This is a genomic window from Methylobacterium sp. Leaf94 (assembly GCF_001426045.1).
GTDB lineage: Bacteria > Pseudomonadota > Alphaproteobacteria > Rhizobiales > Beijerinckiaceae > Methylobacterium.
Genome location: NZ_LMRM01000063.1, coordinates 26,129 through 48,653, shown reverse-complemented (window position 1 = coordinate 48,653; position 22,525 = coordinate 26,129). Strand labels below are relative to the sequence as shown.

Genomic DNA, 22,525 nt, shown 5'->3' with positions numbered 1-22,525 from the left:
CAGGGCCGGCCTCCCCGACCGGGGCCGTCAGCGGTAGTCGGTCGGCGTGAGCCCGTGGCGGGCGATCTTGTCGTAGAGGGTCTTGCGCGGCGTCCCCAGGGATTCCGCCGCCAGCCGGACGTCGCCCCCGGCCATGATCAGCTCCTCGCGGATCAGGCCGCGCTCGAAGCGGTCGACCTGGTCCGCGAGGGTGCCAGCGGTGACGGCCTCCGGGGCCGGGCGCTCCAGGTCGGCGAGCCCCAGGGCGTAGCGCTCGGCGAAGTGCCCGAGTTCGCGCACGTTGCCGGGCCAGTCGTACCGGCGCAGGTGGTCGAGCACCGGGCCCGTGATCGCCGGGACCGCGCGGCCGAAGCGGGCGCCCGCCCGCCGCAGGAATTCCTGGAACAGCAGGATCACGTCCTCGCGCCGGTCCCGCAGGGGCGGGATCGCGATCGTGATCACGTTGAGCCGGTGGTAGAGGTCGTCCCGGAAGGTGCCCTGGGCCGCGGCCTGGCCGAGATCGACCTTGGTGGCGGCCACCACCCGCATGTCGACGGCCAGGGACTCGTTGCCGCCGAGCGGCTCGACCCGGCGCTCCTGCAGCACGCGCAGCATCTTCACCTGCAGGTTGAGCGGCATGCTCTCGATCTCGTCGAGGAAGAGCGTGCCCCCCTGGGCGTGCTCGATCCGGCCGACCCGGCGCTTCAGGGCGCCCGTGAAGGCCCCGGCCTCGTGGCCGAACAATTCGCTCTCGGCGACGCTGTCGGGCAGCGCCCCGCAATTCATCGCCACGAAGTTGCGCTTGGCCCGCCGGCCCCAGCGGTGCAGGGCGCTCGCCACCACCTCCTTGCCGGCGCCGGTCTCGCCGAACACGAGGACGTCGACGTCGGCCTGGGCCACCTCGCGCACGAGCTGGCGCAGGCGCACGATGCCGGGCGAGACCCCGAGGAAGGCCGGATCCTCCTCCAGGGCGGCGTCGAGGCGCGCCCGCAGCTGGCGGTTCTCCAGGACCAGGCGGCGGCGCTCCAGGGCGCGCCGGGCCGAGGCCAGCAGCGCCTCGGCCGGGTAGGGCTTGGCCAGGAAGTCGTAGGCGCCGTCGCGCATCGCCCCCACCGCCATGCGGATGTCGCCGTGGCCGGTGATCAGGATGACGGGCAGCTCCGGGTCGAGGGCGCGCAGGCGGGCGAACAGCGCGACCCCGTCGAGGTCGGGCAGGCGCACGTCGGTGATGACGAGGCCGGGGGGATCGGCCAAGATCGCGGTCAGGGCCGGCCCGGCGGCCCCGAAGGTCTCCACCGTGAACCCGTCGAGCTCCAGGCTCTGGCGGTTGGCCCGGCAGACCTCCGCCTCGTCGTCGATGAAGACGACCCGCTCCGCCGAGGCCGCCCCCGCCATGGTCTCGCTCACGTCGTCGCCTCCGCCGGTCCGGCCACCCCGGTCCCCCCCTGTGCCGCGGCCTTCACCAGGGCCATGCGGAAGATCGTGCCGCCCGCCGGATCGCCCTGGACGGTGAGGCTGCCGCCGCAATCCTCGACGATTCCGCGGGCGATGGCGAGCCCGAGCCCGAGCCCGTCCGACTTGGTGGTGAAGAAGGCGTCGAAGATCTGCGCCCGCACCGCCTCGGGGATGCCGGGCCCGTTGTCGCGGACCGCGACCACCACGCGGTCCGGCGCCTCCTCGGCGACCTGCACGCCGACGCGCGGGTCGGTCCGGCCCTGGACGGCATCGAGGGCGTTCTGGAGCAGGTTCACCACGACCTGTTCGAGGCGCGGCCCGTCGCCGAGCACCCGCAGGCCGGGGCGCGCGCCCTCCACCACCAGGGGGATGCGGGCGGCCGAGGCGCGGGCCTCCACCAGCTCCAGGCTGTTGTGCAGGATCTCGGACAGGGCCACGGGCTCCCGCCTGGCGGAGGAGCGCCGGGCGAAGCCCTTGAGCTGGCGGGTGAGGCCGCCGATGCGGTCGGTGAGGCGCCCGATGGCGAAGGCGTTCTCGGCCGCCTCCTCCGTCCGGCCGCGCCGGACCAGGATGGCGGCGTTGTCGGCGTAGGAGCGGATGGCGGCCAGCGGCTGGTTGATCTCGTGGGCCATGCTGGCGGCGAACTGCCCGAGGGCGGCCAGGCGCCCCGCCTGGGCGAGCTCGCGCCCCAGGCGCTCGCGCTCGGCCTCCGCCCGCTGCCGCTCCTCGATCTCGAGGCGCAGCATCCGGTTGGCGTCGGTGAGCTCCAGGGTCCGCTCCCGGACGCGGGTCTCGAGGGCGTCCCGCTGGGCCGAGGCGCGGGCGAGGCGCGCGCGGTTGCGCCGGCCCCGGCCCGCCAGCGCGGTGAGGCCGAGGCAGGCGAGGCCCGTGACCAGGGCGGCGATGATCCAGGCCTGGACCCGCTCGCGCTCCACGGTGCGGCCCAGGGGCGTCAGGGCGGTGAGCCGCCAGGCGGTCCCGGGGATCGGGGCGTCCAGCCGCAGGGCGGCCCAGGCCGGGCGCGCGCCCTGGCCGACGCGCACGAGATCCTCCGTGCCGGCGACGGGATAGAGCGGCATGTCGTCGAGGGGCGCGTCGCCGAATTCCAGGGCCTCGCGGATGCGCCGCCGCTCGGCCTCGTCGATCCGGCGCAGGGTGGTGAAGCGCCAGGCCGGCTCGCTCGCCACGAGGACGATGCCGCGCGCATCCGCGACGAACACCCCGTCCCCCGCCGCGCGCCAGGCCGCCTCGACGCCGTTGAACTCGATCTTGACCACCACGACGCCGCCGGCGGCGCCGATCCGCCGGGACAGGTAGAGGCCGGCGCGGCCGCTCACGGTGCCGAGGGCGAACTGCGAGCCGGACCCCTCCTGCATCGCCTGCCGGAAATAGGGCCGGAAGGCGTAGTCCCGGCCGAGGAAGCTGCCCCGGCTCCCCGCATTGCTGGCCGCGGCCGTGACGCCGTCCGGCCGGATGACGTAGATCACCGCCGAGTCCGTCGCGGCGGCGACCTCTGCGAGGCGCCGGTTCACGCGGTCGATCAGGTCCGCCGGGGGCGCGGCCTGCGCGGCGGCGGCGATCTCCGGATCCGCCGCCAGGGCCAGGGGCAGGGAGGTCTGCTTCTGCATCTCGGCCGCCAGGACGCCGACCTGCAGCCCCAGCGTCGCCGCGGCCGTGCGGCGCAAATCGGCCAGGGCCCAGCGCTCGGCGATCCCCCCGGCGAGCCAGGCCGCGAGCAGGATCGCGGCGACGCTCGCCAGCAGGACGAGGCTGCGCCGGCTCGGCCCCTGCGACGCGGGGGCCCGGGGCGCGCCGGGCCCCTCCTCCGGCCGGGATCGGGCCGGCTGGGCGCGGGGCCTCATGCCGGTCGGACCCCTGCGATTTCCCGGAAAGGATTTCGCCGCCGCGTCCGGGTTTTCGCAAAGCGATCCTGCGCGCGCCGCGGACTCATCGTGAAAACGATCCCGATTTCAAAGGCTTAACGAAACGTTTCGCCGGCGCTCGCCCTGGCATGCCGGTTGCCATTCCGGAGGGGTAATGCAGCCCTGCGTCGACCGCAGGACTGTCCGCCGCAGGGCCGCCGCCCCCGCCGCCGCACCCCTCCGGGGCGCGGCCGGGGGAGGCCGGACCCCTCGGCGCAAGAGCAAGAGAGCGCGGACGCGGGACGCCGTCCCCGAGCCGCGCCGGCATCGTTCGAGAGACCCACCGGGAGAACGCCATCATGGCCGCTGTACCATCGCCCCTCACCGCGCCCCACGCGCCGCCCCAGCCCAAGCCGATCTACCGGACCCTGTATTTCCAGGTGCTGGTCGCCGTGGCGATCGGCATCGCCCTCGGTCACTTCTACCCGCAGGTCGGCGCGGACATGAAGCCGCTCGGCGACGCCTTCATCAAGCTCGTCAAGATGATCATCGCGCCGGTGATCTTCCTCACCGTGGTGTCCGGCATCGCCGGCATGACCAACCTGGAGAAGGTCGGCCGCGTCGGCGGCAAGGCGCTGATCTACTTCATCACCTTCTCGACCCTGGCGCTGATCGTCGGCCTGATCGTGGCGAACCTCGTCCAGCCGGGCGCGGGCATGCACATCGATCCGAAGTCGCTCGATCCGAAGTCGATCGCGATGTACGCCGACAAGGCCAAGACGCAGACGATCACCGACTTCCTGATGAACATCATCCCGACCACGGCGGTGGGGGCGTTCTCGGGCGGCGAGATCCTCCAGGTGCTGTTCTTCTCGGTGCTGTTCGGCTTCGGGCTCGCCTTCCTGGGCGACCGCGGCAAGCCGGTCCTCGACATCATCAAGGTGCTGTCGGAAGCCATCTTCGGCGTCGTCAACATCATCATGAAGGTCGCCCCCATCGGCGCCTTCGGCGCCATGGCCTTCACCATCGGCAAGTACGGCATCGCCTCGCTCGCCAACCTCGCCTACCTGGTCGGCGCCTTCTACCTGACCTCGGCGATCTTCGTCCTCGGCGTGCTGGGCCTCGTCGCCCGCTACAACGGCTTCTCGATCCTCAAGCTCATCCGCTACATCAAGGAAGAGCTGATGCTGGTGCTCGGCACCTCGTCCTCCGAGTCCGCCCTGCCCTCGCTCCTCGAGAAGATGGAGCGCGCCGGCTGCTCGAAGCCCGTGGTCGGCCTCGTGGTCCCCACCGGCTACTCGTTCAACCTCGACGGCACCAACATCTACATGACGATGGCGGCGCTGTTCATCGCGCAGGCCACGGACACGCCCCTCACCTACGGCGAGCAGGGCCTCCTGCTCCTCGTGGCGATGCTGTCCTCCAAGGGCGCGGCCGGCGTCACCGGCTCGGGGTTCATCACCCTGGCGGCGACCCTCGCGGTGGTGCCCTCGGTGCCGGTCGTCGGCATGGCGCTGATCCTCGGCGTCGACCGCTTCATGTCCGAGTGCCGCGCGCTCACCAACTTCATCGGCAACGCGGTGGCCTGCATCGTGGTCGCCCGCTGGGAGGGCGAGGTCGACGACGTCAAGCTCGCGGCGGCGCTCGGCGGCAACCCGATGCCCCTCGACTCGGAGCTCCCGGCCCTGCAGCCGGCCGAGTGAGGCGACACGGGACCGGGCGCGCGGCGCCCGGTCCTCCTTCGTCAGGTCGAGCGTCGGACCGATCAGGGCCTGGCACCGTGGACAGGATCCGCGACGGCCGGCGTCCCTACACGGCGGGACCGCCTTCCCGCGAGGCCGGGTCGAGCCAGTTGACCACGCGCAGGTCGGCGACGCGTTCGAATTCGCGCAGATTGTCCGTCACCAGGGTTCGATTCAGCGCGAGGGCATGGGCGGCGATCAGCATGTCCATGGCGCCGATCGTCCTGCCCTCGCGCTCCAGCGTCGCTCGGATGGTGCCGTAGGCGTGCGCGCAGTCGGAGGCGTAGGGGACGATCTCGATGTTGCGCAGGGCACGCTCCACCTTGTCACGCAGGAGCGTCGAGCCCTTGCGCTCGACGCCGTAGCGCATCTCGCTCGCCACGATCGCGCTCGTGCAGATGGTGTCCTGGCCGACCCGGGCGATCATGCCCAGGACGGCGCTGTCTCTGCCCGCCCGGATGATCTCGGAGAGGATGTTGGTGTCAAGCAGGTAGCGCTCGCTCATCGCTCCACGGGCTCTGCGGGACGATCCGGGATCGGGTCCATCGCATCGTCCGGCGGCAGAGGTGGCTCATCCTTGAAGGCGGCCAGCAGCCCGATCTCACCCAGAGGCTCGATCTCGAGATTGCCGTTCGGCAGCCGGCGGATGCGCGCGCTCGTGCCGGGAAGCTCGAACCCGCGCGGAATGCGCAGCGCCTGATTGCGGCCGCTCCGGAACAGGCTCGCCGTCTTTCCGTCCATGAAACCCTCCCATGACGATCCCTTGCAGGAACATCCCGGTGGACCGTCGCAGGGGCCTGTGCCGGCGAGCATAGGCCCGTGGCAGGGGGCTGGCCACTGGCGGTCTTCGGTCCGCCGTGCCCGTCGCGGTTCCGAAGGGCCGGCCCGCACCCGCCTCCCCCATCACGGACCTATTCCACCGTGACGGATTTGGCGAGGTTGCGCGGCTGGTCGACGTCTTTGCCCATGAAGACGGCGGTGTGGTAGGCGATCAGCTGGATCGGCACCGCGTAGACGATGGGGGCCACCACCGGGTCGAGGTCGGGCATCGTCACGGTGGCCATGGTGTCGAGGCCGGCCGCGGCCGCGCCCTTGGCGTCGCCGATCAGGATGATGCGCCCGCCGCGGGCGGCCACCTCCTGCATGTTCGACACCGTCTTCTCGAAGATCGCGTCGTGGGGCGCGATCACGATCACCGGCACGCTCTCGTCGATGAGGGCGATGGGGCCGTGCTTGAGTTCACCCGCCGCATAACCTTCCGCGTGGATGTAGCTGATTTCCTTGAGCTTCAGGGCGCCTTCCAGCGCCATCGGGTAACTGGTGCCGCGCCCCAGGTAGAGCACGTCGCGGGCCTTGGCGACCTCGCGGGCCAGCAGCTCGATTTCGCCCTCCAGCTTGGTCGCGTCGGCCATCAGACCCGGCACGGTGATCAGCGCGTCGACGAGGCGGCGCTCCGCCTCGGCGCTTAGGGCGCCGCGGGCCCGGCCCGCCGCGATGGCGAGGCACAGCAGCACGGTGAGCTGGCACGAGAACGCCTTGGTGGAGGCGACGCCGATCTCCGGCCCGGCCAGGGTCGGCACGGTGGCGGAGGCCTCCCGGGCGATGGTGGAGGTCGGCACGTTGACCACCGCCAGGGTGTGCTGGCCCTGCCCCTTGGCGTAGCGCAGGGAGGCCAGGGTGTCGGCGGTCTCGCCCGATTGCGAGATCACGAGGGTGAGCCCGTCCCGGTCCAGCGGCGGCTCGCGGTAGCGCGCCTCCGAGGCGACGTCGATCTCGACGGGCAGGCGCGCCAGGCTCTCGAACCAGTACTTGGCCACGAGGCCGGCATAGTAGGCGGTGCCGCAGGCGGTGATCGAGATCCGCGAGAGCGCGGCGAAGTCGAAGGGCAGGGGTTCGGGCAGGGCCACGCGGCCGTTGGCGAGGTCGACGTAATGGGCCAGCGTCCGGCCCACCACCTCGGGCTGCTCGTGGATCTCCTTGGCCATGAAGTGGCGGTGGTTGCCCTTCTCCACCCGATAGGCCTGGGCGACGATGCGCTGGCGCTCGCGGGTGACGGGCCGTCCGTCCGGGTCGCGGATCTCGGCGCCCGCGCGCGACAGGATCGCCCAGTCGCCCTCGTCGAGATAGGTGATCTCCTGGGTGAAGGGCGCCAGCGCCAGGGCGTCCGAGCCGAGATAGGTCTCGCCCTCGCCGAACCCGATGGCCAGCGGCGCCCCGTGGCGGGCGCCGATGAGGAGGTCGTCGTGGCCGGTGAAGATGAAGCCCAGGGCGAAGGCCCCGTGCAGGCGCGGCAGGCAGGCCGCCACCGCCTCGACCGGCCCCAGGCCCCCCTCCATCGCGTGGCTGACGAGCTGGGCCACCACCTCGGTGTCGGTCTCGCTCTCGAAGCGCACGCCCTGGCCCTGCAGCTCGGCCTTCAGCGCACGAAAATTCTCGATGATGCCGTTGTGCACGACGGCGACGCGCGTCGTGGCGTGCGGATGGGCGTTGGTCTCGTTGGGCCGCCCGTGGGTCGCCCAGCGGGTGTGGCCGATGCCGAGGCTGCCGCCGAGCGGCGCGTCGCGCAGGCGCATCTCCAGGTTGGCGAGCTTGCCCTCGGCGCGCCGGCGCTCCAGGTGCCCCTCCGTCAGGGTGGCGATGCCGGCCGAGTCGTAGCCGCGATATTCGAGCCGGCGCAGGGCTTCCACCAGCTGCCCGGCCACGGCGTCCCGTCCGACGATGCCAACGATTCCGCACATGGGTCTGGGTCTCTCAGGTGTTTCTCAGATGCCCGGCGCGAGGCCCGGACGCGGTCGCATGCGTCCGGGCTTGTACCGGATCGGGACAGGGGCGCGCCAGCCGCGTGACCCGGCGGGCCGCCAAGCCTGCTTCGGAGCCGGCCAAGCCCGCTTCGGTCAGCCAAGCCCGCCTCGGCCAGCCAAGCCCGCTTCGGAGCCTGCGCCGACAATCCTGAACGCGGGCTTTCAGCACACGCCCGCGTCGGCCTCACGGCTTCGGTTTCGTGGCCCGCGCCGCCTTCTCCGCCTGCAGGGCCGCGCGCTTGCCCGGCGCCCAGCCGGCCAGGTTGCGCTGGCGACCGCGCGACACCGCCAGGGCGTCGTCCGGCACGTCCCCGGCGATCACCGAGCCGGCGCCCACGATGGCGCCCGCGCCGACGCGGACGGGCGCCACCAGGGCGGTGTTCGAGCCGATGAAGGCCCCCGCCCCGATCTGCGTCCGGTGCTTGTTCACCCCGTCGTAGTTGCAGGTGATGGTGCCGGCCCCGAGATTGGCCCCCGCCCCGACCTCGGCGTCGCCCACGTAGGTCAGGTGGTTCGCCTTGGCGCCGGCGCCCATCCGGGCGTTCTTCACCTCGACGAAGTTGCCGATGCGGGCGCCGGTCTCCAGCACCGCCCCCGGGCGCAGGCGGGCATAGGGGCCGATCTGGACGCCGGGCTCAAGCGTGGCGCCCTCCAGATGCGAGAAGCTGTGCACCACGCAGGCCTCGCCCACCGTCACATGGGGCCCGAACACCACGTGAGGTTCCACCACAACGTCCCGTCCCAACACCGTGTCGATGCTGAAGAAAACCGTCTCCGGCGCGATCAGGGTTGCCCCCGCCGCCATGGCCGCCCGGCGCAGGCGCCCCTGGATCTCGGCCTCGGCCACGGAGAGCTGGATCCGGTCGTTGACCCCCTGCGCCTCGGCCTCCGACACCGGCACCACCGCGACGGGCAGGCCGTCCGCCACCGCCAGGGCGACGGCGTCGGGCAGGTAGTATTCGCCCGCCGCGTTGGCGTTGCCGATGCGGGTGAGGAGGGGCAGCGCATGGGGGCCCGACAGGGCCATCAGGCCGGCATTGCACAGGGTGACGGCGCGCTCGGCCGCGCTCGCGTCCTTCTCCTCGCGGATCGCCAGGACGCGGTCCCCCTCCGTCAGCACCCGGCCGTAGCCGGTGGGATTCGGGCTCTCGAAGGCCAGCACCGCCACGGCCGCGCCCTGCGCCAGGGGCGCGCGCAGGCGCGCGAGGGTGTCGGCGGTGATCAGCGGCGTGTCGCCGAAGGCGATCACCACGTCGTCGTCGCCCGCCTCCAGGGCGGCACGGGCGGCCAGCACCGCGTGCGCGGTGCCGAGGCGCTCGGCCTGGGGGTAGACCGCCGCGCCGGGCGCCAGGGCGGCGATCTCGCGGGCGACCGCGTCCTGGCCCGGCTCCGCCACCACGGCGATGCGGGTCGCCCCGGCCCCCTGCGCGGCGGCCAGCACGTGCCCGAGCAGGGTCCGGCCGGCGACCCGGTGCAGCACCTTGGGCAGGTCCGAGCGCATCCGCGTGCCCTTGCCGGCGGCGAGCACGATGGCGGTGAGGCTGCGGTCTGCGTTCCTGGTCATCTGATCCGTCATCGAGGGTTCCGCCGCGGGTCGCGCTGTCGCTCGGGTCAAGCTGGTGCCCGGGTCAAGCTGGTGCTCTTGCGGGTGCTCTTGCGCGGGCTAAAGCGCCGATGGGGCTGTTTCAAGTCCGGGCTCGAACGGCATGGGCTTCATCGGTCCGGACCTCGTGCAGGGTCTCCGGCAGTATCGGTCGGGTCACAGGACCTGTCGGGCAAGCTTTGGCCCGGCCCGGACCGAACGGAAACGCGCCCTTCGGCGTTGACCGGCGCGGTTCGGGAGGGCTTAACCCCCGGTTCAGGCCCCGGCATGGTAGACACGACCGACGCTCGACCTCCGCGAGCCCCCCACATCGACGCCCTCGCCTTTCTCCGCGCGCCCCCGCCGACCCCACGGACCTGATGACGCCGCCGAACCCGGATTTCCTCGACGCCCCGTCCGCCAGCGGCCCGACCCGCTGCACCGGCCCGAGCCGCCGCACCGTCCTCCGGCAGGCCGGCCTCGCGACGCTTGCCGGCGGTCTCGCGGCCCTGCCGGGGGCCGCCGCCGCCGACGAGGCCCCCGCCCTGCCCGCCGACGGCACGCCGTTCCAGCCGGGCCTCGTCACCGATCTCGCCCGGGCCCTGGCCAGGCGCCCCTACGCGGCCCCCCGCATCGACGACCTGCCGGACGCCCTGACGGGCCTCAACCGCGAGCAGTACGCCGCCATCCGCACCCGGCCCGGCAGCGCGGTCTGGGCCGAGGCGGGCTTGGGCTTCACCCTGGAGCCCCTGCATCGCGGCTCGGTCTTCCGCTCCCGCGTGGCGCTGGCCCTGGTGGAGGAGGGCACCGTGCGCGCCCTGCCCTACGATCCGGCCCGGTTCGAGACGGAGGGCGTCGCCCTCCCGGCCTTCAAGGACGACCCCGGCTATTCGGGCTTCCGCATCCGCGCCCGCTTCCGCGGCGGGGAGCTCAGCGACTTCGCGATGGTCCAGGGGGCGTCGTTCTTCCGCCTCCTGGCCACCGGCCAGGGCTTCGGCGTCACGGCCCGGGCCCTGACCCTGCGCCCGGCCGACGCGAAGGGCGAGGAATTCCCCGAATTCCGCGCGATCTGGATCGAGCGGCCCGGCCCCGGCGGCCCCCTCGTCCTGCACGCCCTGGTGGATTCGCCCTCCGCCGCGGCGGCCCTGCGCATGAGCCTGCGCCCCGGCGACGCCTCCCTCTGCGACGTCGAGGGCACGGTCTTCGCCCGCGCGGCCATCGACCATCTGGGCCTCGGCGGCATGACCACGAGCTACCTGTTCGGCCCCCACGACCGGCGCGGGGCGGACGACGCCCGCGCGGGCGCCTCCGCCAGCGGCGGCCTGCAGATCCGCACCGGCGCCGGCGAGGCGATCTGGCGCCCGGTGCGCAATCCCCAGACCCTGCAGATCTCCTCCTTCCTCGACGAGAACCCGAAGGGCTTCGGCCTGATGCAGCGGGCGCGGGACTACGCCGCCTTCCAGGACGACGTGCAGCACTGGGAATGGCGCCCCTCCCTCTGGCTCGAGCCCCTCGGCGCCTGGGGCCCGGGGGCGGTGACCCTGCTGGAGATCCCGAGCGATTCCGAGTTCAACGAGAACGTGCTCGCCTATTGGCGCCCCAAGGCGACCCTGGCGGCCGGGGCCGAGATGCCCTTCAGCTACCGCCAGCACTGGTGCTGGCAGCCCCCCGAGCCGCCGAAGGTCGCCCTGGTCTCGGGCACGCGCAGCGGGCGCGGCGGCGACAACCGCCGCCTGTTCCTGGTGGATTTCACCGGCGCGGGCATCGCCGCCCCCGGGGACCTCCAGACCCAGCTCGGCGCGGCCTCCGGGGCGATCCCGTCGAGCACCCTCTACCGCTACCCCGAGCGCGACACCCTGCGGGTGGCCTTCGAGCTCGACCCGAAGGGCGAAAAGTCCTGCGAGCTGCGGCTCAACCTGCAGCGCGGCGGCATCCCCCTCACCGAAACCTGGCTCTACCGTTGGACCCCGTGACCGCATCCCCCCTCTCCCCCGACGCGGCGGCTCCGGCCGCCGCGGCCCGTCCCGTGGATCCGGCCGCCCCGGCCCGTCCGGCCCCCCGGCCCTTCGCCGCCGCGATGCCCCCCGAGGCGCCGCTGCCGATGCCCGTGCAGGGCCTGGAGCATTGGGACCCGGCCGACGGCCACCGCCCGGCCGCGCGCCACGCCCAGCCCTGGCTCGCCCGCGCCTTCGTCTTCGGCGGGGCGGCGCTGCTCACCGCCTACGGCGCGATGCAGATGTACGAGGTGGTGGCGGTCTCGGGCGGCACCACGGCGCTGCAATACGTGCTGCTCGCCCTCTTCACCCTGAACTTCTCCTGGATCGCGCTGGCCTTCACCGGCGCGATCCTGGGCTTCCTCGTCCTTCTGCGCCGCGGAACGACCCCGGCCCTGCCGGCGCGTCTGGCCACCCGCACCGCGGTGGTGATGCCGGTCTACAACGAGGCCACCGCGCGCACCTTCGCGGCCATCGAGGCGATGCGCGCCGAGATCGACGCCACGGTCCTGGGCGAGGCCTTCGACTACTTCGTCCTGTCGGATTCGACCCAGGGCGACGCCTGGATCGCCGAGGAGCGCGCCTTCCTCGAGCTCCGGGCCCGCTGGGGCGGCGCACGGGCGCGGCTGTACTACCGCCATCGCGCCAAGAACCACCACCGCAAGGCCGGCAACATCGGTGACTTCGTCTCCCGCTGGGGGGGCGCCTACGACCACATGCTGGTCCTCGACGCCGACAGCCTGATGACCGGCTCCTGCGTGGTGCATCTGGCCGCCGCCATGGAGGCGGACCCGGATGCCGGCATCATCCAGTCGCTGCCGCTCATCATCAACCGCAACACCCTGTTCGCCCGGGTCCAGCAATTCGCCGCGCGGATCTACGGGCCGGTGATCGCCACGGGCCTCTCCGTCTGGTCGGGCCGCGACGGCAACTACTGGGGCCACAACGCCATCATCCGCACCCGCGCCTTCGCGGCGGCCTGCGGCCTGCCCGACCTGAAGGGCAAGCCGCCCTTCGGCGGGCACGTGCTCAGCCACGACTTCGTGGAGGCGGCCCTGATCCGGCGGGCCGGCTGGAGCGTGACCATGCTGCCGGCGCTGCCCGGCTCCTACGAGGAGAGCCCGCCCTCGCTCATCGACGTGGCGGTGCGCGACCGGCGCTGGGCGCAAGGGAACCTCCAGCACAGCCGCATCATCGGCACGGCGGGGCTTGCCCTCGCCTCCCGCCAGCACTTCGCCACCGGCATCGCCGGCTACGTCGCCTCGCCCCTGTGGCTGGCCCAGCTCGTGGTCGGTATCGCCCTGGTGCTCCAGACCGCCTATGTGCGGCCGGAATACTTCACCTCCGAGTTCGGCCTCTACCCGGTCTGGCCGCGCTTCGATCCCGTGCGCGCGCTCCAGCTCTTCGGCCTGACCATGGGCATCCTGCTGGCGCCGAAGTTTCTGGGACTGGGCCTCGCGCTGATCGACGGACCCGTGCGCCGGGCCTGCGGCGGCGCGGTCCGCCTCGTGCTGTCGAGCCTGATCGAGATCCTGCTCTCGGCCCTGATCGCCCCGATCGCGATGCTGATCCAGTCGGGCTCGGTGTTCCAGATCCTGCTCGGGCGCGACACCGGCTGGAACCCGCAGCGGCGCGACGACGGCTCGATCCCCTGGTCCGACATCGTGCGCCGCCACCGCTGGCACATGGCGCTCGGCCTGGTCACGGGGGTGGCGGCCTTCGCCATCGCCACCTCGCTGTTCCTGTGGATGTCGCCCACCATCCTGGGCCTCGTCCTGGCGATTCCCATCTCCTGGGCGAGCGGCCAGCTCGGCCTCGGGCTGGCCCTGCGGCGCCTCGGCCTGCTGATGACCCCGGAGGAGCGTGACCCCCCCGCCATCGCCGTGCAGGCCGGGGCCCTGAGCCGGCGCAACGCCGAGGCGGGCCTCGACGACGCGGATGCGCTCAGTGCCCTCCACGCCGATGCGGACCTCGCCGCAGCCCACGCGGCGATGCTGCCCGAGACCGCCCCCCGCCCGCGCGGGGCCATCGACCCCGACCGGGCGCTGGCCCAGGCCAAGGTGGTGGAGGCGGAGGGCATCGCCGAGGCCCGGGCCTGGCTGACGCCGAAGGAGCGCATGGCCCTCCTGCACGACCGCGCCCTCCTCGACCGCCTCACCCGCCTGGCACCCTGAGCCCGCGCCGTCCGGCCTGACCGCACCGCGGCGCCGGCGGTGACGCGCCGCCGCCGGGCCCGGACGAGGTTTCCCGTTTCAATCCCGGCCTCTCGTCACCGCGGCCGGCCCCCACGCCTTTGCTGCTGGAATACCAAGTGGCAGGATACGGCGTTCCACCCAGGAACACCGAGGAACACCTTCACCCGCCCGGCCCAGCCGCGGCGGGTTTTTCGGGCGTGGACGATGGCGGCGGCGACAGGGGTATCGGGGCGGACGGGCGACGCGCCGATCGCGCCGAAGCCCTCGGGCGACCGGGCTTGCGCCATCCCGCTCCACCGGGCGGCGCAAGGGCGGGCCCCGCGGCGACGGTTGACGCCGCCCCGCGGGCAGCCATAGACAGGATCGCCGGTTCGAACGAGGGCGAACAGAAGCGGCGGGTCCGGGCCCGGTGCTTCCGCGGAGGCGAAGTCTCTCGCTCCCGCATGGGCTTGGAAGGGTGGCCGAGTGGTTTAAGGCAGCGGTCTTGAAAACCGCCGTAGGCGCAAGTCTACCGTGGGTTCGAATCCCACCCCTTCCGCCAAAGTATCCACTCGATGCACTCGACCGAGACCAATCGGCGTGGTTCACGACCGATAGGCCCATTGGCGCAGTCCGAGAGACCGGATCGTCCAGGGCTGTGCGATCAGCTTGTTCCAAGCCTCGCAGCGGTGATCGGGAATATCCACGCAGGAGGCGAAGACCCTGTCGCCGAGCCGGTTCTCGCGCAGGACCTGCCAGACCTTCTCGACCGGGGCGAGTTCGGGGGCATGAGACGGCAACGTCGGCAAGGCGATGGTGTCGGGCGCCACGAGGTCGGCGGCGACGTGCCGGCCGGTTCCCTCAAGGATCGGGACAGCGTGAGCGCCGGGATCGACGGCGCGACGGATCTCGGCCCGATGCGCGGTCATGGCCGGCCTGGCGCAGCGGAACAGGACGAGGCTGGCGCCCTCGCCTTTCTCCGGGCAGACCGCCCCGAAGATGCCGGCGGAAGCCGTGCGCCGATCCTTCGGAGCTGCGGGCCGGCTGCCCTGGCGTGCCCAGCGCCGCGGGGTCGGGTTCTTCTGGCCGAGGTGGGCCTCGTCCTGCCACCGGAGTTCGACCGACGCTCTTCTCGTCGAGGCTGATCCCAAAGCGCTCGAACAGCCAGGCGGCCGAGTCTTTCCGCCGCCAGCGCACCACGCCGTGCGGCTGCAGGTTCGGCCCTTCCTCGATGACAGCCGCCAGGGCGTGTCGCCGCGCATCGTCGCGCGTGGGCCGTGGGCCGGGCTTCCTGCGCTCGATCAAACCATCCGGCCCAGCCGTGTCGAAGGCCAGCCCCCAGTCGCGCACCCTCTGCAGGCCGACCGCGCCGATCCGCGCAAGCCCGGGTGCGGCTTTCGCCCTCGTCGATCGCGGCCCGCGCTCGAAGGCGCCGGCTCTGACCGGCATCGCGGCTCGTCCGCGCCCGGCGTCGTCGGGCATCGGCACCAGTCCGCGCGCAGGTCCACGGCCTTCGACAGGGCAAACCTCCTGGCTCGCCGGATCGGATCACGCCCGACGCGCGCGCGTAGAACCCGTGCGTCCTCAGCCGTACCGATGGGTATCAGACGGCCTGGACCAGCAGATCGATGAAGCGCCGGACCTTCGGCGCGAGATGGCGGCGGCTGGGATAGATGAGGCTGATCGGCACCGGCGGGGCGCCATGGTCCGTCAACAGCGCGACGAGCCGTCCTTCGGCGAGATCCCGTTCGACGACATAGCCGGGCAGGAACGCCAGCCCCGCCCCGGAGACCGCCGCGTCGCGGAGCGCTTCGCCGCTGTCGAGCGACAGGCGGGCGCGGGGGGTGACGGCGACGGTCCTGCCCTCGACGGTGAAGCGCCACGGGCGCCTCTGCCCGGCGCCGATGTAATTCAGGCAGTCGTGCCCCGCCAGATCGTCGGGATGCCGCGGCGCCGGATGCGTGGACAGATAGGCAGGGCTCGCGACGACCCGATCGTGCTGCTGGGTCAGGGTTCGGGTGATGAGGCGGCTGGTCTCGCGGGGCTCGCCGATCCGAATCGCCAGGTCGATCCCGTCCTCGATGAGGTCGCCGATCCGGTCGGTGAAGCTCGCCTCGGCCTTCAGCCGGGGCCAGCGGGCCAGGAAATCGTTGAGCAGCGGCAGGATCACGACGCGTCCGAACGTCATCGGCGCGGTCATGCGGAACAGACCCTGCGGCTCCCCGCCGCCATCGGACATCGACGACTCCGCCGCTTCGAGGTCGGCCAGGATCGGCGTGCAGCGATCGAGGAACACGCGGCCGTCGTCGGTCAGCCCCAGGCTGCGCGTCGTCCGGTGGAACAGGCGGACGCCGAGGCGATCCTCGAGGCGGGCGACGCTCTTGGCGATGCCCGACCGCGTCATCGCGCGCGCACGGGCCGCGCCGACGAAGCTGCCCGCCTCGGCGGCCGCCACGAAGGCGACGATGTCGTTGATGTTGCCCGGTGCCATGCGGCGCCGCCGCTCCCTCGCAGTGTCGACGTCCCGTCGCCAATCACCGGACTATATCGGGGACGTGAACGGATCAACGCCATCGGGAGCCAGCGCCATGACCCTCAACCCCACCGTGATTCATCGCCTCGACCGATGGGCCGCGAGCCTGCGGGACCTCGCCCCCGTCCTCCGCGGCGAGACCGCGTCCGTGACGATCGACGACATCCGGCGGTCGTACGTCCGCACGATGGCCGAGCATCCGACGCCGGCCGACATGCGGATCGAACAGGTCGACATGGGCGGCGTGCCGGCGACCCTCGTCACCCCGCCGGAGGTCGCGGGCGACCGCGTGCTCTTCTACATCCACGGCGGGGCGTACATCGTCGGCGGGCCGGACGGCTATCACGGGCTGGCCGCGGCGTTCGCCAGGGCGTTGAAGGCGCGCGTCTACCTGCCCGATTACCGGCTGGCGCCGGAGCATCCGTTCCCCGTTCCGATCGAGGATACGTTCGCGGCCTACCGCTGGCTGATCGAGCAGGGGCAGGACCCGGCATCGGTGACGTTCGCGGGAGATTCGGCCGGCGGGGCGATGGTCGTCTCGGTGATGGTCATGGCGCGCAACGCCGGCGTGGCGCTTCCGGCCGGCGGTGCGGCGCTCTCGCCCTGGGCGAACCTCGAGCACACCGGCGCGTCGATGACCAATCGCGAAGGCCTCGACAGGCTGAACACCAAGGCCGGCCTCGACCTGATGGCCAGGACCTTCCTGGGCGGCGCGCTGCCGAACAGCCCCGAGGCATCGCCGGTCTTCGCCGATGTCCGCGGGCTGCCGCCGATCCTGGTGCAGATCGGCGAAGGCGAACTGATGCTGAGCGACGCCATCCGGCTCGCGGCGCATCTCGGCGAGAACCGGGTCCGCGCCTCGCTGGAGGTCTGGCCGGGGATGTTCCACGTCTGGCACATGTTCCATGCCGAACTGGCCGAAGGGCGCGAGGCGATCGCCACCGCGGCGGCGTTCCTGGATCGGGCCGTGACGGCGGCCTGCGCCGGTTCGGGGGATCGCGGCACGCCGTGACGGTCTGTTCACCACACCCGACGAAGCCGCCGCGGCGGCGCGAGGAGCCACCGCACTGCAACAAAGTCGAAAGGGATCGATCCTATCCACCCCCTCTTAACGATGAGGGCAAGGGCGATGGGCGCGAAGGTGCTCCTGGCACTGACGGTGGTGGTCTACCTGACGACCGGGTCCGCTCCGCGGATGCGCGAGGTTCGCAACCCGGATGCCGAGGTGAGCGGCGGGCGGGTCGCCGCTCACCTGAAGCGGAATACCCTGTAGGGCCGTCGGTGCGGGACGCGCCGTGCGCGCCGCGATCCGGATGGCGGTCGACCCGACCCGTTCGTCGATCGCGGCCGAAACGAGAAGGGCCAGCCCGAAGGCTGGCCCTTGGTGGGATGCGGTGCGGGCCGCTTACTCGGCCGCCGACATCTCGGGCGTGAAGTGGCCGCACCAGTCGCTGGTGGCGACCACCGGCCAGAGGCCCTTCGACTCGGGGGCGGGCTGGGTCACGGGCGGGTTGTAGCGGCACAGGCCCTCTTCGCCGGCCGCCTGGGCGCCGTTCACCTTGTGCTCGTCGAAGAACTTGCAGCTGTCGCAATGCGCGTGGCCGGCCATGGGAGCTCCTTGGGATCTGCGCGGCGGCGAAGGCCGCGCTCAGTTGCGAATTAGATTAATTCCAATCTGTCTGTCAACGGCTGGGCCGGGCGCCGGTTCCGACTCGGCAGGCGGGGACCGTCTCGGCGACCGGGACGCCGCGTGCGGACGTCCCGGTCGCCCCGTCAGTGCTCGGTGCCCGGCATGTTCTCCCGCGGCGTGCCGCCGTGATCGCGCACGAAGCTCGATCGCTTCGGGTCGTTCTTCAGGTCGGCGACCTGCTTGCGGGCCCCGAGGGCGAGGAAGCCGATGCCGCCGAGGGTTCCCAGGGCGAGGATCAGAAGTGGATAGCCGGCGCTCATCCGTCACACTCCGTTTGACCCCGTTCGGACGTTTGGGGCGAGTCTGCATAATGCTGCAAGATGGGCGGAGGTTGCGCAGGAAATTTCCGAATCATAGCGGGCCGGTCGGCGTTCGACGGCGCCGGCGGTGTTCGGATGCGGGATCCTGTCCCCGTCGCGTCCGGGGCGGACCTTCACAACTCCCGGGGCTCGCCGGGGAGGCTTGGCCCGAAAGGCCTCGGGGTCGCGGGCTCTTCCCCGCTTCCGATCTCCCCGTGCGGCCGCGGACGGGCCGCCGCGTCCCACAGCCAGGATGTGGCGAGATAGGAGATTTCCACCGCCGCCAGCATCAGCACGGCATGGCCCAGCACGGAGGCCGGGTCCCTTTGGTTGAGGGCGCCTTCGAGTCCGATGGCCACCGCCAGGAGCGCGACGATCGCCAGCAGGCCCGAGATCCGGAACGCGCGGCTGGCCACGGCGCCCAGGAGAAGGAAGGACAGGTACAACATGGCGTCCCCGAGGGTTGGGCCCGTTCAGACTACCTACGGTTCGCGAAGGTACAAGTTCCACCAATAGGCTAGTTTGTGCTCCGCGGTATTACCCGTGCATTGCAAAAAAGCAGGATGGCAAAAGTGTTGTCGGGTCGAGATCGGTGCGGATCAGGAAGAGATGTCGGCGGATAGTGGCATCGAGACCGATCGCGAGGCCCGTCGCGACGCCGGGGGCGCTGGACGCCCCTCCGGGCCGAGGCGCGCCGCGCGTCGGCGCCCATGTCCGGGTGGGACGGGACGTGGTAGAGGCGAAGGCCGCAAGGCTCCCCCGGACCCAAGCCCCCGCCCCGGAACAATCGATGCCCCGCCTCCCCCACGCCGCCCTCCGCCTCGCGCTCGTCGCGCTTCCCCTGGGCGCGCTTCCGTTGGGCGTGGTCCCCTTGGGGCTGACCGGCCCGGCCGCGGCGCAGAGCCCCGCGAAGGATTACCTGTTCCAGGAACAGCGCTTCAGCCGGGCTTGCCGGCCGCCGCTCAAGTACGCCGCCGGCGCCTGCGTCCGGCGCTGCCCGGCGGGCTTCGAGGATATGGGCCGCACCTGTCGGCAGAGGAGCATGCGGGGGGGCGCCGGCGGGCGCTGACGACTTCTTCCATGAGGACTTCCCCCAGGACGCCGCCGCCCGGCGGTCCTGCCCGCGCAGGCTTTGCGTGCGCGGGCCACCTCTTGCCATCCCGCCCTTGCCATCCCGCCCTTGCCATCCCGGCGCCCTTGCGTGCATATGAGAACAGAGAGTGAACTCGAGCGCGTCCCGGCGCGCGGCGACGGGGGAGTCAGAGCAGCATGGCCCGCTACCGCTTCCACTGCACCAACGGCCGCGAATGCATCTTCGATGCCGTGGGCAACGACATCCGGGCGCCCCATCGGCTGATGCGCCGGGCCGAGGCGGTGGCGCGGGACGTGATGCGCAGCCTCGGCGCGGGAGGAGACTGGGCGGAGTGGCACGTGACCGTCCACGACCTGCGCGGCCGGCGCGTCCTCGTCCGGCCCTTCCTGTCCGTCGATCCTCCGGCGCAGGGCCGGGACCGGCCCGCACGGACGGCGCGGCGGGCCCGCGACGGGGACGGCCTCGGGCAGGCCGCCTGAGCCCCGCGCGCGCGATCCCCTTCCAGCCCGTGTGCCCCATCCCATGTCCCCTGCCCCGCCCGGCCGCACGCTGTTCTTCTTCGAGAAGCCGTCGGCGATGCGTCAGCTCCAGCGCTACTTCCGCTCGCCCGGCACCGTCTGCGTCGCGGCCGAGGGGCACCTGCTCGCCGCCGAGGAGCCGGGCCGGATCCGGCCGGACTGGAAGGTCTGGCAGTTCGAGGCCCTGCCGATCGTCCTCGACACCCTGCCGGTGATCTGCGGCACCAACCGGTCCGGCCAGTCGCATGCGGGCAAGCTCGCGGCGATCGGCCAGGCCCTGCGGGGCGTCGAGCGCGTCATCATCGCCACCGATCCGGGGCGGGAGGGGTCGATGATCGCCTGGGAGGTGCTGGAGCATCTCGGCTGGCGCGGCCGGGTCGACCGCCTCAAGCTCGGCGCCCTCGACGACGTCTCCGTCCGGCGGGCCTTCGCCATGCTGGCCCGGGAGCCGGAATCCGGCGAGCGGGACTACGCCGCCTACCTGGAGGCGCTGTGCCGGCAATACGAGGATTACCATCTCGGCCTCAACGGCACGCGCGCGATCTCCCTGCGCCTGCGGCCGCCCGCCTTCCGCGAGCCCTGGCGCTTCGGCGGGGTGCAGACGCCCACGCTCGCCATCCTGGCGGACCTCGAGGCGCGCATCCGGGCCTTCGTCCCGCAGGACTTCTTCAAGGTGGCGCTGCACGCCGAGACCGGCACGGGAGCGGCCCTGACCCTGTGGCACCTCCCCAAGGAGCGGATCTTCGAACGCGCCGCGGCCGAGACCATCCGGGCGGCGGCGACCGCGTGGTCCGGGCCCCTCGGGGTGACGCAGCGGGACGTCCGCCGGGCGCCGCCGCGCCTGTTCTCGAAGGACACCCTGGCCCGCCGCTGCGCCAAGCGCTTCGGCTGGGACCCCCAGCACACGGCGCGGCTCGCGCAGGATCTCTACGACCAGGGCTATCTCAGCTATCCGCGCACCGAGTCGGATGCCCTGCCCGAGGGGCAGGCCGGGGATGCGGGCGCGGTGCTGGCCGCCATCGCTTCCGTGCTGCCGGACCTCGGCGCCCTGCTGACCGCGGCGCCGCCCGTCATCCGGCGCGGGGCGCGGGGGCACTACGTCAAGGATCCGGGCGAGCACCACGCCATCGTGCCCCTGCGCAAGGTGCCGGAGCCCGGGCGCCTCGCGGCGGACCTCGCCCGCCTCTGGGAACTCGTCGCCAAGGCCTATGGCGCCGCGCACCTGCCCGACGGCATCGATGCGCGCACCGAGGTCGTGGCCGAGGTGGCGACGCCCCTCGGCGCGAAGCGCTTCGCGGTCGGCGGGCGCGTCGTGCGCGCGCCGGGCTGGCGCGCCCTCTACGGGGCGGAGGCCGAGATCGAGGCCGATCCCGTTCCGGGCAAGGCCCGGCCCGAGGACGAGGCCCGCGCCACCCGCCTGCCCGCCTTGCGCGACGGGGAGGCGGCCAGGGCCGCCGGTGCCGAGATCGTCGAGGCCGTGACCGAGCCGCCCCGCCGGATCACCCGGGGCGAGCTTCCCGTGGTGATGGGCCGCCTGATCGACCAGGTGGACGATCCGGCGGCGAAGCGGGCCCTGGAGAACCCCGTCAATCCGAACGAGCCGAAGGGGCTCGGCACGGCCGCGACCCGGGACACCATCCTGCCCAAGCTCCTGAAGAGCCACTACCTCGCCCTCGGGGACGGCAAGGACCCGGCCCTCACGGTGACCGAGGTGGGGCTCGCCTTCATCGCGGCGGTGCGGCGGGTGTTTCCGGCCTATGGCGACCCGGTGGGCCGGGCGTCGTTCGAGGCGGAGCTCGCCGAGATCGGCCGGGCGCCCACCCGGGTCGAGGCGCGGGCGCGGGCCGAGGCCTTCCGGCAGCGCACCCGCACCCGCCTCGACGGCCTGATCGCCGCCATCGCGCAGGCGGAGGTGGTCAGCCTGGACCCGAGCCTGATCCCGCCGTCGCGGGGACGCGGAGCCGCGGGCGGCGGCGATCGTCCGCCCACGCCGGCCATGGTCGCCTTCGCGGTGGCGCTGGCGGCCCGCAAGGGCATCCCGCTGCCCCGCGGCTGCAAGAGCAGCCTCGCCCGCTGCCGGGCCTTCCTGGATGCCGAGGCCGGTCCCGCCGCGTCACGAACGGCGGCGCCGGGCGCGGCCGGCGGGCCGCGTGCCCCCAGCGCGGCGATGCTGCGCTATGCCCGGACCCTGGCGGCGGAGCGCGGCCTGGACTGCCCGCCCGAGGTCGAGACGCAGTTCGAGGCCTGCCGCCGGTTCCTCGACGCCCAGGCGGCGCCGACGCGGACGGGGCCGACCGCGCGCCAGGCGAGGCCGGGGCCGGTCAAGCCGACGCCCGGCGGGGCGGCCGGCCGGGGCATCGCGAAGGCTGCCGGCAAGGAGGCCGGCCGGGGGATCGCGAAGGAGGCCGGCACGGCGGCGGGGCGGCCGCGCCGGAGGACGGCCGGTCGCGGCGCCGGCTGATCGGGACCCGGCTGCGGGCCCGGGTTCAGGTGGCGGCCGGACGGCCGCGCAGGAGGCCGCCGAAGCTGTGGAACGGCAGCCAGAGGAGCTTCAGGAACGCCCGGATCGTCAGGACGGCGGCGACGGTGAAGAGCGCCAGCAGCGTTTTGATCATGGGAGAGACTCCTTGTGCATGGTCGTGGCCGCTGCGTGATCCAGGGCCCCGACCCGCCCCACTGGGCTCGGAGAAACGGGCGGGATTATGGAGGCGCCGCCGAATTCGGGACTCATCGGCGAGGCCTCCCTCCGGTCCGCCGGCCGCGCGCCGGTGCCGGAGGAACGGCGGCACGCTGCGACCGGAAT

At 72.8% G+C, this 22,525-nt stretch carries 19 protein-coding genes, 1 tRNA gene and 1 pseudogene; 9 read left to right on the top strand and 12 right to left on the bottom strand.

What is annotated here, in order from left to right; all coding sequences use genetic code 11:
• Nucleotides 1-27: 27 nt before the first annotated feature.
• Both ASG63_RS22095 and ASG63_RS22090 read right to left on the bottom strand, forming a co-directional pair.
• The gene (locus ASG63_RS22095; protein WP_056222203.1) at nt 28-1,374 is read right to left on the bottom strand and encodes a sigma-54-dependent transcriptional regulator; all 1,347 of its coding nucleotides are present in this window, start codon (nt 1,372-1,374) and stop codon (nt 28-30) included.
• Nucleotides 1,375-1,382: 8 nt separating this feature from the next.
• Nucleotides 1,383-3,296, bottom strand: coding sequence for an ATP-binding protein (locus ASG63_RS22090; RefSeq protein ID WP_082559456.1), 1,914 nt, complete (start codon nt 3,294-3,296; stop codon nt 1,383-1,385).
• A gap of 359 nt (nt 3,297-3,655) precedes the next feature.
• Here ASG63_RS22090 and ASG63_RS22085 point away from each other — a divergent pair, with 359 nt between their 5' ends.
• On the top strand, nt 3,656-4,999 hold the full coding sequence (locus ASG63_RS22085; protein ID WP_056221902.1) for a dicarboxylate/amino acid:cation symporter: 1,344 nt from the start codon (nt 3,656-3,658) through the stop codon (nt 4,997-4,999).
• Between the two features lie 106 nt (nt 5,000-5,105).
• Here ASG63_RS22085 and ASG63_RS22080 read toward each other — a convergent pair whose 3' ends face one another.
• From ASG63_RS22080 to glmU, 4 genes are all read right to left on the bottom strand, one after another.
• Nucleotides 5,106-5,543, bottom strand: coding sequence for a type II toxin-antitoxin system VapC family toxin (locus ASG63_RS22080; RefSeq protein ID WP_056221897.1), 438 nt, complete (start codon nt 5,541-5,543; stop codon nt 5,106-5,108).
• Nucleotides 5,540-5,779, bottom strand: a complete 240-nt coding sequence (locus tag ASG63_RS22075) for an antitoxin (RefSeq protein WP_056221894.1) — start codon at nt 5,777-5,779, stop codon at nt 5,540-5,542. Before ASG63_RS22075 ends, ASG63_RS22080 begins: the two co-directional genes overlap by 4 nt.
• A 170-nt stretch (nt 5,780-5,949) precedes the next feature.
• Nucleotides 5,950-7,776, bottom strand: coding sequence for a glutamine--fructose-6-phosphate transaminase (isomerizing) (gene glmS, locus ASG63_RS22070; protein ID WP_056221892.1), 1,827 nt, complete (start codon nt 7,774-7,776; stop codon nt 5,950-5,952).
• Nucleotides 7,777-8,023: 247 nt separating this feature from the next.
• Nucleotides 8,024-9,403, bottom strand: a complete 1,380-nt coding sequence (glmU, locus tag ASG63_RS22065; RefSeq protein WP_244480000.1) for a bifunctional UDP-N-acetylglucosamine diphosphorylase/glucosamine-1-phosphate N-acetyltransferase GlmU — start codon at nt 9,401-9,403, stop codon at nt 8,024-8,026.
• Nucleotides 9,404-9,801: 398 nt separating this feature from the next.
• On the opposite strand from glmU, the gene ASG63_RS22060 reads away from it, so the two are divergent.
• The 3 genes from ASG63_RS22060 to ASG63_RS22050 all read left to right on the top strand — a co-directional run bounded on the left by ASG63_RS22060 (nt 9,802) and on the right by ASG63_RS22050 (nt 14,151).
• The gene (locus ASG63_RS22060; RefSeq protein ID WP_056221885.1) at nt 9,802-11,394 is read left to right on the top strand and encodes a glucan biosynthesis protein; all 1,593 of its coding nucleotides are present in this window, start codon (nt 9,802-9,804) and stop codon (nt 11,392-11,394) included.
• Nucleotides 11,395-11,447: 53 nt separating this feature from the next.
• Nucleotides 11,448-13,589, top strand: coding sequence for a glucans biosynthesis glucosyltransferase MdoH (mdoH, locus tag ASG63_RS22055; RefSeq protein WP_274534756.1), 2,142 nt, complete (start codon nt 11,448-11,450; stop codon nt 13,587-13,589).
• Nucleotides 13,590-14,061: 472 nt separating this feature from the next.
• A tRNA-Ser gene (locus tag ASG63_RS22050) sits at nt 14,062-14,151 on the top strand.
• A 43-nt stretch (nt 14,152-14,194) separates the two neighbouring features.
• On the opposite strand, the pseudogene ASG63_RS24770 reads toward ASG63_RS22050, so the two are convergent.
• Nucleotides 14,195-15,109: pseudogene (locus ASG63_RS24770) on the bottom strand (transposase).
• Between the two features lie 83 nt (nt 15,110-15,192).
• Complete coding sequence (locus ASG63_RS22040) at nt 15,193-16,080, bottom strand: LysR family transcriptional regulator (protein WP_056221877.1); 888 nt, start codon at nt 16,078-16,080, stop codon at nt 15,193-15,195.
• A 97-nt stretch (nt 16,081-16,177) separates the two neighbouring features.
• On the opposite strand from ASG63_RS22040, the gene ASG63_RS22035 reads away from it, so the two are divergent.
• Entirely contained in the window at nt 16,178-17,134 is a 957-nt protein-coding gene (locus ASG63_RS22035; protein WP_056221875.1) for an alpha/beta hydrolase, read from the top strand.
• A gap of 117 nt (nt 17,135-17,251) precedes the next feature.
• Nucleotides 17,252-17,395 (top strand): hypothetical protein, encoded by a 144-nt coding sequence (locus tag ASG63_RS26105; RefSeq protein ID WP_200917504.1) that lies wholly within the window; start codon nt 17,252-17,254, stop codon nt 17,393-17,395.
• Between the two features lie 132 nt (nt 17,396-17,527).
• Here ASG63_RS26105 and ASG63_RS22030 read toward each other — a convergent pair whose 3' ends face one another.
• The 3 genes from ASG63_RS22030 to ASG63_RS22025 all read right to left on the bottom strand — a co-directional run bounded on the left by ASG63_RS22030 (nt 17,528) and on the right by ASG63_RS22025 (nt 18,560).
• Nucleotides 17,528-17,731: a hypothetical protein gene (locus ASG63_RS22030; RefSeq protein WP_055953942.1), complete on the bottom strand. Its 204-nt coding sequence runs from the start codon at nt 17,729-17,731 to the stop codon at nt 17,528-17,530.
• Nucleotides 17,732-17,895: 164 nt separating this feature from the next.
• Nucleotides 17,896-18,072 (bottom strand): hypothetical protein, encoded by a 177-nt coding sequence (locus ASG63_RS26100; RefSeq protein WP_200917502.1) that lies wholly within the window; start codon nt 18,070-18,072, stop codon nt 17,896-17,898.
• Between the two features lie 173 nt (nt 18,073-18,245).
• Nucleotides 18,246-18,560, bottom strand: coding sequence for a hypothetical protein (locus ASG63_RS22025; RefSeq protein ID WP_056221872.1), 315 nt, complete (start codon nt 18,558-18,560; stop codon nt 18,246-18,248).
• Nucleotides 18,561-18,901: 341 nt separating this feature from the next.
• Between ASG63_RS22025 and ASG63_RS22020 the strand changes: the two genes are divergently transcribed.
• From ASG63_RS22020 to ASG63_RS22010, 3 genes are all read left to right on the top strand, one after another.
• The gene (locus ASG63_RS22020; RefSeq protein WP_244472567.1) at nt 18,902-19,180 is read left to right on the top strand and encodes a hypothetical protein; all 279 of its coding nucleotides are present in this window, start codon (nt 18,902-18,904) and stop codon (nt 19,178-19,180) included.
• A gap of 200 nt (nt 19,181-19,380) precedes the next feature.
• On the top strand, nt 19,381-19,683 hold the full coding sequence (locus ASG63_RS22015) for a DUF6894 family protein (RefSeq protein WP_244479638.1): 303 nt from the start codon (nt 19,381-19,383) through the stop codon (nt 19,681-19,683).
• A 43-nt stretch (nt 19,684-19,726) separates the two neighbouring features.
• On the top strand, nt 19,727-22,183 hold the full coding sequence (locus ASG63_RS22010; protein WP_200927246.1) for a DNA topoisomerase: 2,457 nt from the start codon (nt 19,727-19,729) through the stop codon (nt 22,181-22,183).
• A 25-nt stretch (nt 22,184-22,208) separates the two neighbouring features.
• Here ASG63_RS22010 and ASG63_RS26915 read toward each other — a convergent pair whose 3' ends face one another.
• Nucleotides 22,209-22,337 (bottom strand): hypothetical protein, encoded by a 129-nt coding sequence (locus tag ASG63_RS26915; RefSeq protein WP_274533541.1) that lies wholly within the window; start codon nt 22,335-22,337, stop codon nt 22,209-22,211.
• Nucleotides 22,338-22,525: the final 188 nt, after the last annotated feature.